The sequence below is a fragment of the Methylobacterium sp. TK31 genome (assembly GCF_055361545.1).
This window is the reverse complement of the sequence record NZ_CM143964.1, coordinates 2,077,160-2,092,500: the sequence shown is the minus strand read 5'-3', so window position 1 is coordinate 2,092,500 and position 15,341 is coordinate 2,077,160. Positions and strand designations below refer to the sequence as shown.

The window sequence follows — 15,341 nt, the reverse complement described above, 5'->3', positions numbered from 1 at the left end:
GGCCACGGTGTCGCCGTCCCGGACCACGCCGCGCAGGCGCTCGGCGACGATGCGCAGGAGCGCGTCGCCGGCCGGATGTCCGAGGGTGTCGTTCACGGCCTTGAAGCGATCGAGGTCGCAGGCCAGCACCGCGAAGCGGCCGCCCCGGCGATCGGCGCGGGCGAGGGCATTGCCCAGCCGCTCCTTGAACAGCAGCCGGTTCGGCAGGCCGGTCAGGCCGTCGTGAAGCGCCATATGGGCGATCCGGCCCTCCGCCAGCTTGCGCTCGGTGATGTCCATCGTGAGGCCGACGACCTTCACCGGCTCGTCCAGATCCGGGTCGGTCACCACCCGGGCGAAGCTCTGGAGCCAGCGCGGCGCCTCGTCCTCCGTCGCCACCAGGCGAACTTCGCCGTTGTAGGCGCTGCGCTCGGCGAGAGCCCGATAGACCTGACCGTAGAGCGCGGCGAGGTCGCCCGGATCGATGCGCGCGTCCCACTCGGCGACGCCGACCTCCACCGGCGCACCGGCGGCGTGATCCTCCGGGACCGGAATCCGGTACATCCGCGCGCTGTCGACGGAGTGGCGGACGGTGCCGCCCTTCAGGTCCCAGGACCAGATCCCGGCTCCGGCCGATTCCTGGGCGAGGCGCAGGAGGTTCGAGGTCTCCTCCAGGGCCTGGCGCGCCGTGACGATGTCGTCGATGTCGAGGGCGGTCCCGAGCAGGCCGACCATCACGCCGTCCTCCCGGATCGGCAGCATGACGAGCTTGTGCCAGCGATAGACGCCGTCGTGCCGGCACAGGCGTCCCTCGACCTCGTAGGCCTCGTCGCGCAGGCGGGCCTCGGTGAAGACCCGCTCCATCCGCTCGGCATCCTCGGGATGGTTGCGGGCGAGGCGGGCGGCGCGGGTGGAGCCGATCGGACCGTAATAGCTCTCGAAGCGCTGGTTGACGTAGGTGGCCTCCCCATCGTGCAGGGAGACGACCCAGACGATCTGGGGCAGGGAATCGGCGAGGGCCCGGTAGCGGGCCTCGCCCAGGCGCAGGGCCTGCTCGGCGGCGACCCGCTCGCCGACGTCGCGCGCCGCGGTGATGGTCTCGAGGGGCCGCCCGTCCGCGTCGCGCACGAGCCGGGTCTGCGCCTCGATCCAGATCCAGCGGCCGTCGCGGTGCCGCAGGCGGTGGATGATGCGCCCGGTCTCGGTCCGACCGGTCCGGAAGCCCTCGATGAACGCGGTCGTGGCGGCCAAGTCGTCGGGATGGAGCGAGGCGCCGGGGGGCAGGTCCAGCATCTCCCGGGGCTCGTAGCCGAGGAGGTCGCGCGAGGCCGGGGACACGTAGGTCGCCACGTCCGCGACGCTGCGCCGGACGATCATGTCGGAGACGGAATCGGTCAGGACGCGGTAGCGGCGCTCCCCCTCCTGGATGCGCGCCACCGCCGCCCGGTGCTCGGTGACGTCGGTGAAGGTGTAGAGGATGCCGCCCTCGGGCAGGGTCACGCCCCGCACCGCGAGGGTGGTGCCGTCGACGCGCGGCCAGTCGATCCGCAGCTTCGTCCAGGCGCCCGCCCCGTCGCGCAGGCGCGGCCGGTTCCCGACCGGGGCGCGCAGTGCCGCGAAGTCGCCGCGCGCCGACAGGCGGGCGAGAAGGGCGGGCAGGCGCGCCCCCTCGTGCAGGACCGCCTCGGGCAGGTCGAGGAGGTGCCGCGCCCGCGGGTTGAGCAGGCGGACGCAGCCCTCGGCGTCCACCATGATCAGACCCTGGTCCATCGTTTCCAGGGTCGCGCGCAGGCGCAGGTCCTTCTCGCGCAGCCGCGCCTCGGAGCGGGCGAGGTCGGTGACGTCGAGGAGGAGGCCGTAGAGCGCGATCAGGCGGCCGCCGGCGTCCCGCTCGACCGCGCCCTGGACGATGACGTGGCACAGGCTGCCGTCCGGGCGGACGATGCGGGCCCGACCCTGATAGGCGCCGTTCCCGGGACCGCTGCTCGCCAGGGCGTTGGAAATACGCGCCGCGACCGCCGCCCGGTCGTCCGGATGATAGAAGGTGAGATGGTCGTCGAGGGGGATCTCGGCGCCGTGCGGCATCGGCCGCCCGAAGATGCCGCAGAGCCCCTGCGACCACGACATCACCCGGGTCCGGGCCTGGAGGCGCCAGTAGCCGATATGGGCGACGGATTCGGTCATCCGCTGGGCGGCGACCACGAGCTTCAGGTCGGCGGCCTTCGCGGCGAGGAGCGTCTCGGTGCGCTGGCGCTCGGCCCGCTCGATCTGGCTCGCGCGCTGCGCGGCGGTGAGCCGGAGATGGGCCTCGACGACGGTGCCGAGGTCGCGCAGCTGCGCCGTACGGGCCGCGTCGAAATCGTCGCGCGGGACCGTGTCGATCAGACAGAGCGTGCCGAGGGGCAGCCCGTCCGACAGGGCCAGGGGCACGCCCGCGTAGAAGCGGGCCCGCGGCTCCCCGGTGACCAGGGGGCTCGAGGCGAATTCGGGATCGGCGAGGAGGTCGGGCAGCACCAGCACCGAGCCGGGCGCGCCCAGGATGGTGCGGTCGCAGAAGGCGCCGGCCCGGGGCAGGGGGCGGCCATCGGCGACGCCGCACCGGGCCTTGAGGGTATAGCTGTCGATGCCGGCCAGGTTCACGAGGGCGATGGGGACGCCGAACAGGGCACAGGCCGTCCGGCAGACGGCATCGAGATGCGCCTCCGACGTGCTCTGGAGAAGGTTCAGGTCGTGGAGGATGGCCACACGCTGCGCCTCGACACTGGAGCTCGGCACGACAACCCTTTCTCGCAGACGCACGACGGAGGACCATCCGCCTCGGCGTCTCATGACCCAGATGCCGGCGCGACCTGCCGTCGATCACAGGTTCCGGCGGACACGGGATGGAGATCGGCCAGTCTTGCGGAAGCCCGCGACGGAACCGCCCGATGCGAGATCATGCGGCACCGGCCTTTCACTTTCCTTTATGCGCGCCGCATCCCGTCGCAGACTTGCCTGCGGGTGCCGGCGAGGTGGATCAGGCAGGGAGCACGAGCCGGGCGCTGAGGCCGCCGAGGTCCGAGCGGCCGAGGCCGAGGCCGCCGCCGTAGAGCTCGGCGAGTTCCCGGGTGATCGAGAGGCCGAAGCCGTGGCCCGGCACGCTCTCGTCGAGGCGGCCGCCCGGCCGCACCGCGCGGGCGGCCGCCTCCGCGTCGAGACCGGGACCGTCATCCGCCACGGTCACGGCGATGCCCGCTTCCGTGGCGGCGGCGGAGACCCGGACCCGGCCGCGGCTCCACTGGCAGGCGTTGTCGATGAGGTTGCCGAGCATCTCGTCGATGTCCTGCGGGTCGCAGGCCACCGCGAGCCCGGGCGGCAGGTCGAGGTCGATGGCGAGGGACTTCTCGGCATAGAGCCGCCCAAAGGTGGTCCGCAGGTCGGCGAGGGGGCCCGCCAGCTCGGTGCGGGCGCGGGTCGCGCCGCCGAGGGCCGCGGTCCGGGCACGCCGCAGGTGGTGGCGCACCTGCCGGTCCATGGCGCCGACGAGGTCGGCGAGACCGCCATCGGGGTCGCGGGTCCGGTCCGACAGGGCGAGGGTCAGGGTGGCCAGCGGCGTCTTCAGGCCGTGGGCAAGGTTCGCCACGTGCGTGCGAGCCCGCTCGAGATTGGCCGCGTTCTGATCGAGGAGGGCGTTCATCTCGCTCACCAGGGGACGGATCTCGGTGGGCTGCGGGCCGGAAATCCGCGGGCGCCGTCCGGCCCGCACCTCGGCGACGTCCCGGCGCAGGCGCTCCAGGGGCCGCAGACCGAGACGGACCTGCGCGACGGTGCCGGCCACGAGGCAGAGGCCGAGGATGCCCAGGATGGCGGCGAGGGCGAGGCCCGCCTCGCGTAAGGGGCCGTTCAGGGCCTGGGCCGGGGCCGAGGCCACGAGCAGCGCCGGAGCGCCGCCGGCCCCCGGGGGCAGGACCTGGATCCGCAGGATCAGGGCCTCGCCCCAGGGGCCGGTGCCGTCGCCCGGCCTCGGCCTGTCCGGGTCCGGGTCGCGGGAATGCCGGCCCGTCGCGGAACCGTCCGGGGCGGCCCCCTCCGGCAGGCGCAGGTCGCGCCCCTCCAGGGATTCGGCCCGCAGGGTGCCGCGTCCCTGGCGAACCTGCCAGTACCAGCCGGAGCGGGGGCGGTCGAAGGGCGGCCCGTCCAGGGTGCGGTCGAGGCGCAGGCGGTCGCCGGGGCCGCGCTCCAGGCTCGCCGCGAGGGCGACGAGCTGGCTGTCGAGGCGGCTGTCGAGCTGGGCCCGGACGAAGCGGTGCAGGACCAGCCCGATGGCGAGGCCGGCGACGATCAGGGCCACCGCGACGAGGGCGAGCGCGGCCAGGAGCAGGCGCCGCTGCAGGGAACCGAGGTGGAGGAGCCCGACGGGCTTGGCCGGCGCCGGTTTCTCCGGAGGGTCGGGCTTGTCCGGCGGCACGCGCGGGGGGGGGGGCTCCGGGGGCATCACGCGGGATCGCCGGGCAGGAGGCGGTAGCCGTGGCCGCGCACGCCCTCGATGCGGGCGGGGGCGATCTTGCGGCGCAGGCGGGTGATGATGACCTCGACGGAGTTCGAGTCGACGTCGGCGTCGCCGTCGTAGACCCGCTCGATCAGCTGTCCGCGCGGCATCACCCCGTCCTTGTGCAGGATCAGGCAGGAGAGCACGCGCCACTCGAGGCCGGTGAGCTTCAGGGGCAGGCCGTCGCGCTCGAAGGTGCCGAGGCCGGATTCGTAGGTGAGGGGCCCGCAGGTGACGCGGGAGGCCCCGTGCGCCGTCGCCCGCCGCACCAGGGCGCGCAGGCGGATCACCAGCTCCTCCACCCGGAACGGCTTCACCAGGAAATCGTCGGCGCCCGCCTTGAAGCCCGCGACCTTGTCGCTCCAGCCGTCCCGCGCCGTGAGGACGAGGACGGGCATCGTCCGGCCCGCCGCCCGCCAGGCCTGGAGGACCGAGAGGCCGTCGCGCTTGGGCAGGCCGAGGTCGAGCACCACGGCGTCGTAGGTCTCGGTCTCGCCGAGATGCTGCGCGTCCTCTCCGTTCACCGCGTGGTCGAGGGCGAAGTTCTCGCCCCGCAGCGCTTTCGCGATCTCGGCGGCGAGCGGCGCGTCATCCTCCACCAGCAGGAGTTTCATGGGGTCGTGTCCGTGGGCCGAAGGATGGGGAGGGGGAGGGGCAGGGCGGAGGGCGAGCGGCCTAAGCCGCGTCGTTTAACGGGGGCTGAACCGTGCGGTTCAGTCCGGGTTCGCGGCCCTCTCCTAGAACGGCGTCAACCCGAGAGGGCAACCGCCGAACCCGAGAAGGACAGGCACCATGACCGAGACTATCCCGACCCGCGAGACGTCCGAGACCAGCGGGACTTCCCAGAACACCGGCCCCGCGGCCGCGTCGGCCCCGAAGCGCTCGCGCCGGGCCCTCGTCGTCGGCGCCATCGCGGCGCCGCTCGCCTTCGGGGCGATCGGCCTGTCGCTCGCCCAGACCGGCACCTCCGTGATGACCCCGGTGGAGCCCACCGCGATCTCCGCCCTGAAGGCTTCCGGCTCCATCGCCTCCAGGGGCGACGTCGCCGAGATCTACGGCAACAAGTTCGTGATGCAGGACAGCACCGGCAAGGCGCTGGTCGAGACCGGCCGCCAGGGGGAGGGGGGCACCCTCGTCAAGCCCGGCGAGGCCGTCACCGTGCAGGGCCGGTTCGAGAACGGCTTCCTGCACGCCATGCTGATCACCCGCGCCGACGGCAGCCGGGTCGTCGTCGGCCCCGCCGGCGGTCCGCCCCCCGGCACCCTCGACTGGGCCAAGGACCGGGTCGGCCTCGGCGCGAAGCCCGACGTGCCGGCCCTGACGGCCCAGGTCGCGGCCGCCGGCTACTCGGACATCCGCGTGACCGGGCGCGGCCCCCGCCATCTCGAGGTCGCGGCCCGCGGCAGCGACGGGCGCGAGCGCCAGCTCCATGTCGGCTTCGACGGGCAGGTCCGCGAGCGGCGCGTCTTCTGAGGCCCCGCACACCCCCACCACCAGACCACAAGGGATATCGATCATGACGAAGACCACCGTCCTCCTCAGCGCCGCCGCGCTTCTCGTCGCCAGCGCGGCCGTCGCCCAGCCGGCCCCGCCTCCGGGCGGCCCGCGTCCCGGGCCGGACGCCGCCGCGCCTCCCGGCGGGCCCCGCCGCGGTCCCGACGCGCCGCCCCCGCCGCCGCCGAAGGCCGCGCATTTCCGCCTGGAGCGGGGCGAGACCGCCGTCGATGTGAAATGCGCCGACGACGAGCCGATGAAGGCCTGCGCCGACCTCACCCTGCAGATGCTCGACCGCCTCGCCGCGCTGCCGAAGCCCGAGTCTCCCCGGCCGGACGCGCCGCCCCGGCCCGACGCACGCTGAGCGCGGTCCCACCCGCGACGGCGCGGCGGCTCGCGCCGCCGCCGCGTCCCCTCCCACGCGATCGAGAGAGAAAGACTTCCATGCCCGAGACGCACAGCATCCACGGAACGATCTGGGCCCTGTTCGGCCATCGCCTCGCTGTCGAAGGCCCCGATGGCCGCGTCCTCGTCGACCTCGGACCGGAGGGCGCCCGGGCGCTGGCCGCGCAGGGCGTGACGCTGTCGGTGGGCGACGCGGTCGCGGTGACCGTGGAGCGCAAGCCGACGGAGATCAAGGCCGCGGCGATCACGGGGCCGGACGGCGTCCGGCACGCCGTCGCCCGGCCCGGCCGGGACGGACGCGGCACCGGCCGATCCAGCACGGGCCTTGGCGGCGCTCCACCAGGCGGGCTATCGGGTGGAGGGAGTGCCGGCGCGCAAGCCCAAGCATTTCGAGATCCGCGCCAGCCGGGACGGCGGCCTCTACGCGATGCACGTCACCTTCGCGGGCCTGATCCGCAAAACGGAGATCCTGAAAACGGAGGTCCTGAAAACGGAGGGCCTGCCGGACAGCACGCTGCGCGCCGGTTGACTACACGACATGGCGCGATGTCGCAGCGCGACCAGGGGCACGCGACGCGCGACTGGTTTGCGCGGTACATCTTCCGCGCGGGTCCGGTGACGTGCTAGGCGCTTCTTCGTTATAGCCTTTCGAGGAGACTTCCGCATGTCCAATCTGTCCCGGCTCGCCGTCGTCCTGGGTGCCGCCGCCCTTGCCCTTCCCCTGGCGATCCCGGCCTCGGCCAAGGGTCCGGGCGCGTCGAAGGTGATCTCGATGGTCGACACCGACAACGACGGCACCATCGACCTCAAGGAGGCCCAGGCGGTGGCCGGCGCCCTGTTCGACAAGCTGGAATCCGACAAGGACGGCACCGTCGACGCCAAGGAGCTGAAGGGCCGCGTCAGCAAGAAGGCCCTCAAGGCCGCCGATCCGGATTCGGACGGCACCCTCGACAAGAACGAGTTCCTCGCCCTGGTCGAGGCCCGCTTCAAGGCCGCCGATCCGGACAACGACGGCACCCTCGACGCCAAGGAGCTGAAGACCCCCGCCGGCAAGGCGCTGGTCTCCCTCCTCAAGTAAGTCCGGCCGGTGCCTCGGGCACCGGAACCCGACCCGCCTCCAGGACGGCCCGGCGCCCCCAGCGCCGGGCCGTCCGTGTTTCAGGGCCCGGGAAAGCTCACGCCCCGAATCGCCCCGAGGATTGACCGGAGACGGGTGTTCAGAACATTCCAGGCTGGCACGCCATTCGCAAACAGCGGTTGACGATGGCTGCGCCGTCGAAACGAAGGCCGGTTCATGGAATTCTTCGCCCAGCAGTTCATCAATGGTCTGACGCTCGGGTCGATCTACGGCCTGATCGCCCTGGGCTACACCATGGTCTTCGGCATCATCGGGATGGTGAACTTCGCCCATGGCGACGTGTTCATGCTCTCGTCCTTCATCGCCCTGATCTTCTTCCTGATCCTCACGTCCTGGCTCGGGCTGACCTCGGTCGCCCTGGTCTTCCTGATCGTGCTGGTGCTCGCCATGATCCTGACCGCCCTGTGGGGCTGGGCGATCGAGCGGGTGGCCTACCGGCCCTTGCGCGGCTCGTTCCGCCTGGCGCCTTTGATCTCGGCCATCGGCGTGTCGATCTTCCTGTCGAACTTCGTCCAGGTGGTGCAGGGCGCCCGCAACAAGCCGGTGCCGCCCCTCGTGCGCGACGTCATCGTGCTCTACCAGAACGAGCAGTACACCGTGACCCTGTCCTACAAGCAGGCGATCATCATGACGACGACGGCGCTGCTGCTGGCCGGGTTCTGGTACCTCGTGCAGCGCACCTCCTTCGGGCGGGCCCAGCGCGCCTGCGAGCAGGACCGGCGCATGGCGGCGCTGCTCGGCATCAACGTCGACCGGACGATTTCGCTGACCTTCGTGCTCGGCGCGGCGCTCGCGGCGGTGGCCGGCACCCTCTACCTTCTCTATTACGGCGTGGTCTCGTTCTCGGACGGGTTCGTGCCCGGCGTGAAGGCCTTCACGGCGGCGGTCCTCGGCGGCATCGGCTCGCTGCCCGGCGCCGTCCTCGGGGGCCTGATCATCGGCCTGATCGAGACCTTCTGGTCGGCCTACTTCTCGATCGAGTACAAGGACGTGGCCGCGTTCCTCATCCTCATCGTGGTGCTCATCTTCAAACCATCCGGCATCCTCGGACGCCCCGAAGTCGAGAAGGTCTGACCATGGCGACAGGATCGACGATCGGCGCGGTGGCTCCCACCGTCGGCCGCCGCTCCAGCGCGGCATTCGCGGAGATGCTGAAGGATTCGGCACTCTTCGCCCTGGTCACCCTCGGCCTGAGCATCCCGGTGGTGGCCTACCGCACCGATCTCGGGCAGGGCACCGGCCTCGAGCTCACCGGCCGCTGGGGCGTCGTCGCGGCCCTGTGCCTCGCGGTGTTCGTGCTGCGCCTGGGCCAGCGCCTGATCCTCGGGGAGGTCGCGCGCCGGCGCGAGGCGCACCGGATCGCCACGGCCGGCACGCCCCCGGTGGTGGCCCGTGCCGGCCGCGTGCTCGCGCCGCTGACGCTGGGCGTCGCCCTCACCCTGCCGCTGCTCGCGGCGCTGGGCTCGGGCGGCCTGTCCGAGGGGCGCTACTGGATCGACCTCGGCATCCTCATCCTCACCTACGTCATGCTCGGCTGGGGCCTGAACATCGTCGTCGGTCTCGCCGGGCTCCTCGACCTCGGCTACGTCGCCTTCTACGCGGTCGGGGCCTATTCCTACGCCCTGCTCTCCACCGTGTTCGGGCTCTCGTTCTGGATCTGCCTGCCGCTGGCGGGCCTGTTCGCCGCCGCCTTCGGCGTGCTGCTGGGCTTTCCCGTCCTGCGCCTGCGCGGCGACTACCTCGCCATCGTCACCCTGGCCTTCGGCGAGATCATCCGCCTCGTGCTGATCAACTGGGTCGACTTCTCCGGCGGCGCCGCCGGCCTCTCCTCGATCCCGCGGGCGAGCTTCTTCGGCATCCCGTTCACGGCCGGGGAGGGCGGGTTCGCCCAGACCTTCGGGCTGACCTTCAACCCGATCCACCGCATCATCTTCCTCTACTACCTGATCCTGGTGCTGGCGCTGATCACCAACCTCGTCACCCTGCGGATGCGGCGCCTGCCGCTGGGGCGTGCCTGGGAGGCCCTGCGCGAGGACGAGATCGCCTGCCGCTCGCTCGGCATCGACACCACCATGACCAAGCTCACCGCGTTCGCGCTCGGCGCGATGTTCGCGGGCTTCGCCGGTTCGTTCTTCGCGGTGCGCCAGGGCTTCGTCTCGCCGGAGAGCTTCAACTTCCTCGAGAGCGCGATCATCCTCGCCATCGTGGTGCTCGGCGGCATGGGCAGCCAGGTCGGCGTCGCCATCGCGGCGATCGTCATGGTCGGCGCCCCGGAACTGCTGCGCAACCTCTCCTTCCTCAAGGCGGTGTTCGGCGAGGGCTTCGACCCGAACGAGTACCGCCTGCTGCTGTTCGGCCTCGCCATGGTCTGCATGATGGTCTGGCGCCCGCGCGGATTGATCTCCGAGCGCTCGCCCTCGGTCCGCCTCGGGAGGCGCGGCGCATGACGCTCGCCACCGGTACCACCCGCCTCGCCACGGTGCAGGACGAGCCCCCGGCGGCGACGCCCGGCGGCCCCGCCGACCCGATCCTCGTGGTCGACCACCTGACCATGCGCTTCGGCGGCCTGACCGCCGTCGGCGACCTCTCCTTCAAGGTCGGACGCGGCGACATCACCGCGCTGATCGGCCCGAACGGCGCCGGCAAGACCACGGTCTTCAACTGCATCACCGGCTTCTACAAGCCGACCGAGGGCATGATCCGGCTGCGCCAGGAGGGCGGCGAGACCTACCTGCTGGAGCGCCTGCCCGGCCACGACGTCAACCGCCTCGCCCGGGTCGCGCGCACCTTCCAGAACATCCGCCTGTTCCCGCAGATGACCGTGCTGGAGAACCTGCTGGTGGCTATGCACAAGCCCCTGATGCGGGCCTCCGGCTTCTCCCTGGCGGGCATCCTCGGCCTGCCGGGCTATCGACGGGCGCAAGGTGAGGCGATCGCCAAGGCCGCGGCCTGGATCGAGCGCATCGGCCTCACCCACCGGGCCGACGAGCCGGCAGGCGACCTGCCCTACGGCGACCAGCGCCGCCTGGAGATCGCCCGGGCCATGTGCACGGATCCGGTGCTGCTCTGCCTCGACGAGCCGGCCGCCGGCCTCAACCCGCGGGAATCGGCCGACCTCAACACGCTGCTGCGGATGATCCGCGACGAGTACGGCACCTCGGTGCTGCTCATCGAGCACGACATGTCGGTGGTGATGCAGATCTCCGACCGCATCGTGGTGCTCGATTACGGCCTCAAGATCGCCGACGGGACGCCCGACGAAATCCGCAACGACACCCGGGTGATCGCGGCCTATCTCGGCGTCGACGACGAGGAGGTGGCGGCCGTGGAAGCGGAAGTCGGACTTGCGGGAACCGCGGCGGGAACCACAGCATGAGCGTCGCGGGCATCAACGTGCTGGTGGACGAGACCCGCGCCCGGATGGCGCAGGCGGACATCCAGGCCGGCAGGGCGCCGCTCCTCAGCGTGCGCGGGGTCTCGGCCTATTACGGCAGCATCCGCGCCCTGAAGAACGTCGACATCGACGTGCACGAGGGGGAGATCGTCGCGCTGATCGGCGCCAACGGGGCCGGCAAGTCGACCCTGATGATGACGATCTTCGGCCAGCCCCAGGCGCGCGAGGGGACCATCACCTTCGCGGGCCAGGACATCACCAAGCTCCCGACCCACGAGATCGCCCGGCTCAACTTGGCCCAGTCCCCCGAGGGCCGGCGCATCTTCTCGCGCATGACGGTGCGCGAGAACCTGCAGATGGGGGCGGCCGTCAACGGGGGGAAGCATTTCGCCGAGGACCTCGAGCGGATGTGCACCCTGTTCCCGCGCCTGCGCGAGCGCATCGACCAGCGCGGCGGCACCATGTCGGGCGGCGAGCAGCAGATGCTGGCCATCGCCCGCGCGCTGATGAGCCGGCCGCGCCTGCTCATGCTGGACGAGCCCTCGCTCGGGCTGGCGCCCCTGGTGGTCAAGCAGATCTTCTCCGCCGTGCGCGACCTCAACGCCCGCGAAGGCTTGACCGTGTTCATCGTGGAGCAGAACGCCTATCATGCCCTCAAGCTCGCGCATCGCGGCTACGTCATGGTCACGGGGGCGGTCACGATGAGCGGCACCGGCCAGGCGCTCCTCGACGACCCGCAGGTGAAGGCCGCCTATCTCGAGGGGGGATCGCACTGAGCATGGCCGACGGTTTCAGCCTCGATCCGCGCACCCTCGGGATCTTCCTTCTCATCACCGTGGCGATGGGCGGGGGCGCGGCCTGGATGACGGGCAGCGGGCTCGCCCGCGGCTGGCGCCCGTTCTGGCACTGCGCCCTGGCGCTCCTGCTCATCGCGGCGGTGACGCGCTTCCTGCACTACGCGCTGTTCGAGGACCCGCTGCTGTCGCTGCCGGCCTACGCCGTCGACGCGGCCGTGGTCCTCGCCATCGGGGCCGTGGCCTACCGCTACACCCGCACCGGACAGATGACCCGGCAATATGCCTGGCTCTACGAGCGCACCGGACCGCTGAGCTGGCGGGACCGGACGAGCGCGCCGACGCCGTGAGGCGCGGCGCTTGGACCACCCCCGCAGGGGGCCACTTCGCGTGTCATGCGCCGACAGCGCCGGACGATCCGCCCGGCGCGGCGCTTCGAGAGGGGAAACGGGCATGAAGTCATTGTTGTCGGCCGGCGTCGCGCTCGGCCTGATGCTGGCGGCGACGGCCGCCCAGGCCGAGATCAAGATCGGCGTGGTGGTCCCGGTCACCGGCCCGAACGCCGCCTTCGGAGCGCAGATCAAGACCGGCGCGAGCCAAGCCATCGCCGACATCAACAAGGCGGGCGGCGTCAACGGCGAGAAGCTCGTCATGACGGTGGGCGACGACGCCTCCGACCCCAAGCAGGGCGTGTCGGTGGCCAACAAGTTCGCCTCGGAAGGCGTGAAGGCCGTGGTCGGCGCCTTCAATTCCGGCGTCTCGATCCCGGTCTCGGACGTGCTTCAGGAAGCCGGCATCGTCGAGGTCAGCCCGGCCTCCACGGCGATCAAGTACACCGAGCGCGGCAACTGGAACACCTTCCGCACCTGCGGCCGCGACGACCAGCAGGGCGCGGTGGCGGGCGCCTACCTCGCCGACAAGTTCAAGGGCAAGAAGATCGCCTTCGTCCACGACAAGACCCCCTACGGCAAGGGTCTGGCCGACGAGACCCTGAAGGCCCTGAAGGCCAAGGGCGGCGCGAACGTGCTCTACGAGGGCATCAACCCAGGCGAGAAGGACTTCTCGGCCCTGGTCTCGAAGCTCAAGCAGGCCAATGTCGACGTGGTCTATTTCGGCGGCCTCTACACCGAGGCCGGCCTCTTGATCCGCCAGATGCGCGACCAGAGCCTCAAGGCACCGCTGATGGGCGGCGACGGCATCGCCGACCGCGAGTTCGCCCAGGTGGCCGGCCCGGGCTCGGACGGCACCCTGATGACCTTCTCGCCGGATGCCCGCAAGAACCCGAAGTCGAAGGCGACCGTCGACGCCTTCAAGGCGATGAACTTCGACCCCGAGGGCTACACCCTCTACGCCTACGCGGCCACGCAGATCCTCGCCGACGCGATGAAGGCGACGAAGTCCACCGATGGCCAGAAGGTCGCCGCCTACATGCGTGAGGGCAAGCCCTTCAACACGGTGATCGGCGACATCTCCTACGACAAGAAGGGCGACATCACCCGGCCGGACTACGTGATGTACATGTGGAAGAAGGGAGCCGACGGCTCGATCAACTACGCCGGCAACGAGCAGCCGTAGGCACCGCGGACGCCACCGCCGACCGGGGCCGGGGGAGCGATCCCCCGGCCCTTTCTCGTGTGCGGCCGCGAGGGCTCCAGCCCCGGGCGCGACGAACCTGCACACCCTCCCGACCGGGAACAGCTCCCGGCCGGGCCGGTTGGTCGTGGCGTGTCGCGGGCGGGTCTCGCCCCCCCGCGAAAGACCCACACCGACGGGAGCAGACATGTCCAACAAGCACCTGAAGACCGACGTCCCCAGCGACGCCGACCTCAAGGGCAATCCCGGGATCGGCCAGTCGAAGGGCATGACCGGGCGCGACCCGAACGACATCGCGGCGGACTCGACCGTCGAGGGCGACGTCGACAACGAGAAGACGCCCGAGGGCGGCGTCGACCCGAACCACCGCCCGCGCAAGAACGCCTGAGGCGGCGGCCGTCGCGGGCCTCCCCCGTGACGGCGAGGCGACCGTGCGGTGGCCGTCCGGCGACGAGACGCCCGGTCACCGCATGTCAGCCTTGCCCGCGCCGGGGGAACGCGCGGGTTAACGGATCGCGTGCGTTGGGTTACCCCAAGCTGTGCCGTGGTAACGGCATCGCACCCGAGGAGCCTGGATGACCAAAGACGTGCAGCACGATCGCTCTGCCTCGCCGCTCGCATCCGTCTCTGACGAGATCTCCTCTTCCCTCCGAACACAAGGTCCGGACAGACCGGGCGAAGACGCACCGGCGCCCGCGCCGGACGCGCAGACCCCCTCGACCTTCGAGAGCGACAGCTTCGAGGGCTTCGGCTCCTTCGGCTGATCGGCGAGCGCGCAGCGCCCCCGAGACGAGGTCTTCGCGCACCGGGGCCCGGCCCGGCCACAGACGAGCCCCGCTCCCGCCACGATCCCCCGTTCTGTGTCGCGGGATCATCGATGCGGGAATGCTGATGTCCTTTCTCTCGAACCTGCCCATCGCCGACCTGATCGCGAGCTACGGCTATCTCGCGATCTTCGTCGTCATCGCGCTCGAAAGCGCCGGCGTGCCCCTGCCGGGCGAGACGATCCTGATCTCCTCGGCGGTCTATGCCGGCAGCACCGGCCAGCTGAACATCGGCCTGATCATCCTGGCCGCCGCGGCGGCCGCGATCCTGGGCGACAATCTCGGCTACTGGGTCGGCCGGCGCTGGGGCATGCCGCTCCTGCTGCGCTACGGCCACCTCATCGCCCTCGACCACGGCCGGCTGAAGCTCGGGCAGTACCTGTTTCGCGAACATGGCGGGAAGATCGTGTTCTTCGGCCGCTTCACCGCGATGCTGCGCGCCTACGCGGCCGTCCTGGCCGGGGTGAACCGGCTCGAGGCCCGCCGCTTCCTGATCTTCAACGGCCTCGGCGGCGTCGCCTGGGCGACGATCATGGGCCTCGGCTCCTATGTCTGCGGCCGCTCCATCGAGCACGTCGCGGGTCCCGTCGGCCTCGCGCTCCTCGCGGTGGTGATCTTCGGCGGCCTCGCCCTGTGGCTGTTCGTGCGCAAGCACGAGACCCGGCTGCTCGCCCAGGCCGAGCGCGCGATCCCCGGCCCGCTGGCCTAACCGGCCGGCACCGGCGCGCGCGCGAAAACCCCGCCGCTCCCCGGGGAGCGGCGGGGTTTTCGATGACCGGAGGCCGCCATCCGGGCGATGGCGGGCGGACAGGTTCGGGATGGGGGAGACCCGACGGGTCGCGAGACGGATGCGCGCGCGGGAGGGGTCGCATCCCAAGATCATCTGAGCCGCGCGGGCCGCTTCATCGAAGAAGCGCCCAAGTCTAGCGGGCCACAAGGATGTCTTGAAGAAGGATTGGCTCCCCGAGCAGGACTCGAACCTGCGACAAAGCGATTAACAGTCGCTTGCTCTACCAACTGAGCTATCGGGGACCGCGATCGGGGGTCTACACAGCGCTCGGCCGGGATGCAAGGGTGTCCGGGCGGGTGATTTGACGATTCCGTCACATTTTTTGTCCCGCCCCCCGGCGCGGGTGCGACGCGCCCTTCGGGCCCGCGAACCGGACTCCATCCGGGTCCGCATCCTTTTTTT

At 71.3% G+C, this 15,341-nt stretch carries 16 protein-coding genes and 1 tRNA gene (1 of these 17 cut by a window edge); 13 read left to right on the top strand and 4 right to left on the bottom strand.

Going from position 1 to position 15,341, the window contains the following annotated elements; genetic code table 11:
- The 3 genes from ACXJY8_RS09600 to ACXJY8_RS09590 form a co-directional block, all read right to left on the bottom strand.
- Positions 1–2,754: the 5' portion of an EAL domain-containing protein gene (locus tag ACXJY8_RS09600; RefSeq protein ID WP_463779273.1), read on the bottom strand. The gene continues 1,047 nt to the left of window position 1, outside the view; only the first 2,754 of its 3,801 coding nucleotides appear in the window; the start codon lies at positions 2,752–2,754; its stop codon lies beyond the left edge, outside the window.
- Between the two features lie 241 nt (positions 2,755–2,995).
- Positions 2,996–4,453, bottom strand: coding sequence for an ATP-binding protein (locus tag ACXJY8_RS09595; RefSeq protein WP_463779269.1), 1,458 nt, complete (start codon positions 4,451–4,453; stop codon positions 2,996–2,998).
- Positions 4,453–5,121: a response regulator transcription factor gene (locus ACXJY8_RS09590; protein WP_463779266.1), complete on the bottom strand. Its 669-nt coding sequence runs from the start codon at positions 5,119–5,121 to the stop codon at positions 4,453–4,455. Before ACXJY8_RS09590 ends, ACXJY8_RS09595 begins: the two co-directional genes overlap by 1 nt.
- 178 nt (positions 5,122–5,299) lie before the next feature.
- On the opposite strand from ACXJY8_RS09590, the gene ACXJY8_RS09585 reads away from it, so the two are divergent.
- The 13 genes from ACXJY8_RS09585 (at position 5,300) to ACXJY8_RS09525 (ending at position 14,858) form a co-directional block, all read left to right on the top strand.
- Entirely contained in the window at positions 5,300–5,980 is a 681-nt protein-coding gene (locus tag ACXJY8_RS09585; RefSeq protein WP_463779263.1) for a DNA-binding protein, read from the top strand.
- A 43-nt stretch (positions 5,981–6,023) separates the two neighbouring features.
- Positions 6,024–6,365 (top strand): hypothetical protein, encoded by a 342-nt coding sequence (locus tag ACXJY8_RS09580; RefSeq protein WP_463779260.1) that lies wholly within the window; start codon positions 6,024–6,026, stop codon positions 6,363–6,365.
- A gap of 366 nt (positions 6,366–6,731) precedes the next feature.
- On the top strand, positions 6,732–6,935 hold the full coding sequence (locus ACXJY8_RS09575) for a hypothetical protein (protein WP_463779256.1): 204 nt from the start codon (positions 6,732–6,734) through the stop codon (positions 6,933–6,935).
- A 135-nt stretch (positions 6,936–7,070) separates the two neighbouring features.
- On the top strand, positions 7,071–7,484 hold the full coding sequence (gene lanM, locus ACXJY8_RS09570) for a lanmodulin LanM (protein ID WP_056478000.1): 414 nt from the start codon (positions 7,071–7,073) through the stop codon (positions 7,482–7,484).
- Positions 7,485–7,700: 216 nt separating this feature from the next.
- A complete protein-coding gene (locus ACXJY8_RS09565) occupies positions 7,701–8,618 on the top strand; it encodes a branched-chain amino acid ABC transporter permease (protein ID WP_055959172.1) in 918 nt (305 codons plus the stop codon).
- 2 nt (positions 8,619–8,620) lie between these two features.
- On the top strand, positions 8,621–9,991 hold the full coding sequence (gene livM / locus ACXJY8_RS09560; protein WP_463779250.1) for a high-affinity branched-chain amino acid ABC transporter permease LivM: 1,371 nt from the start codon (positions 8,621–8,623) through the stop codon (positions 9,989–9,991).
- Positions 9,988–10,920, top strand: coding sequence for an ABC transporter ATP-binding protein (locus tag ACXJY8_RS09555; RefSeq protein WP_463779247.1), 933 nt, complete (start codon positions 9,988–9,990; stop codon positions 10,918–10,920). Before livM ends, ACXJY8_RS09555 begins: the two co-directional genes overlap by 4 nt.
- Complete coding sequence (locus ACXJY8_RS09550; RefSeq protein ID WP_463779244.1) at positions 10,917–11,714, top strand: ABC transporter ATP-binding protein; 798 nt, start codon at positions 10,917–10,919, stop codon at positions 11,712–11,714. The genes ACXJY8_RS09555 and ACXJY8_RS09550 overlap by 4 nt, the downstream gene beginning before the upstream one ends.
- Before the next feature lie 2 nt (positions 11,715–11,716).
- Positions 11,717–12,082: a DUF6867 family protein gene (locus ACXJY8_RS09545; protein WP_463779240.1), complete on the top strand. Its 366-nt coding sequence runs from the start codon at positions 11,717–11,719 to the stop codon at positions 12,080–12,082.
- Positions 12,083–12,185: 103 nt separating this feature from the next.
- On the top strand, positions 12,186–13,307 hold the full coding sequence (locus tag ACXJY8_RS09540; RefSeq protein ID WP_463779236.1) for a branched-chain amino acid ABC transporter substrate-binding protein: 1,122 nt from the start codon (positions 12,186–12,188) through the stop codon (positions 13,305–13,307).
- A 205-nt stretch (positions 13,308–13,512) separates the two neighbouring features.
- Positions 13,513–13,713, top strand: coding sequence for a hypothetical protein (locus ACXJY8_RS09535; protein WP_463779234.1), 201 nt, complete (start codon positions 13,513–13,515; stop codon positions 13,711–13,713).
- Between the two features lie 187 nt (positions 13,714–13,900).
- A complete protein-coding gene (locus ACXJY8_RS09530; protein ID WP_463779231.1) occupies positions 13,901–14,089 on the top strand; it encodes a hypothetical protein in 189 nt (62 codons plus the stop codon).
- A 127-nt stretch (positions 14,090–14,216) separates the two neighbouring features.
- Positions 14,217–14,858, top strand: a complete 642-nt coding sequence (locus tag ACXJY8_RS09525) for a DedA family protein (RefSeq protein ID WP_463779228.1) — start codon at positions 14,217–14,219, stop codon at positions 14,856–14,858.
- Between the two features lie 247 nt (positions 14,859–15,105).
- On the opposite strand, the gene ACXJY8_RS09520 is transcribed toward ACXJY8_RS09525, so the two are convergent.
- A tRNA-Asn gene (locus ACXJY8_RS09520) sits at positions 15,106–15,181 on the bottom strand.
- Positions 15,182–15,341 lie beyond the last annotated feature (160 nt).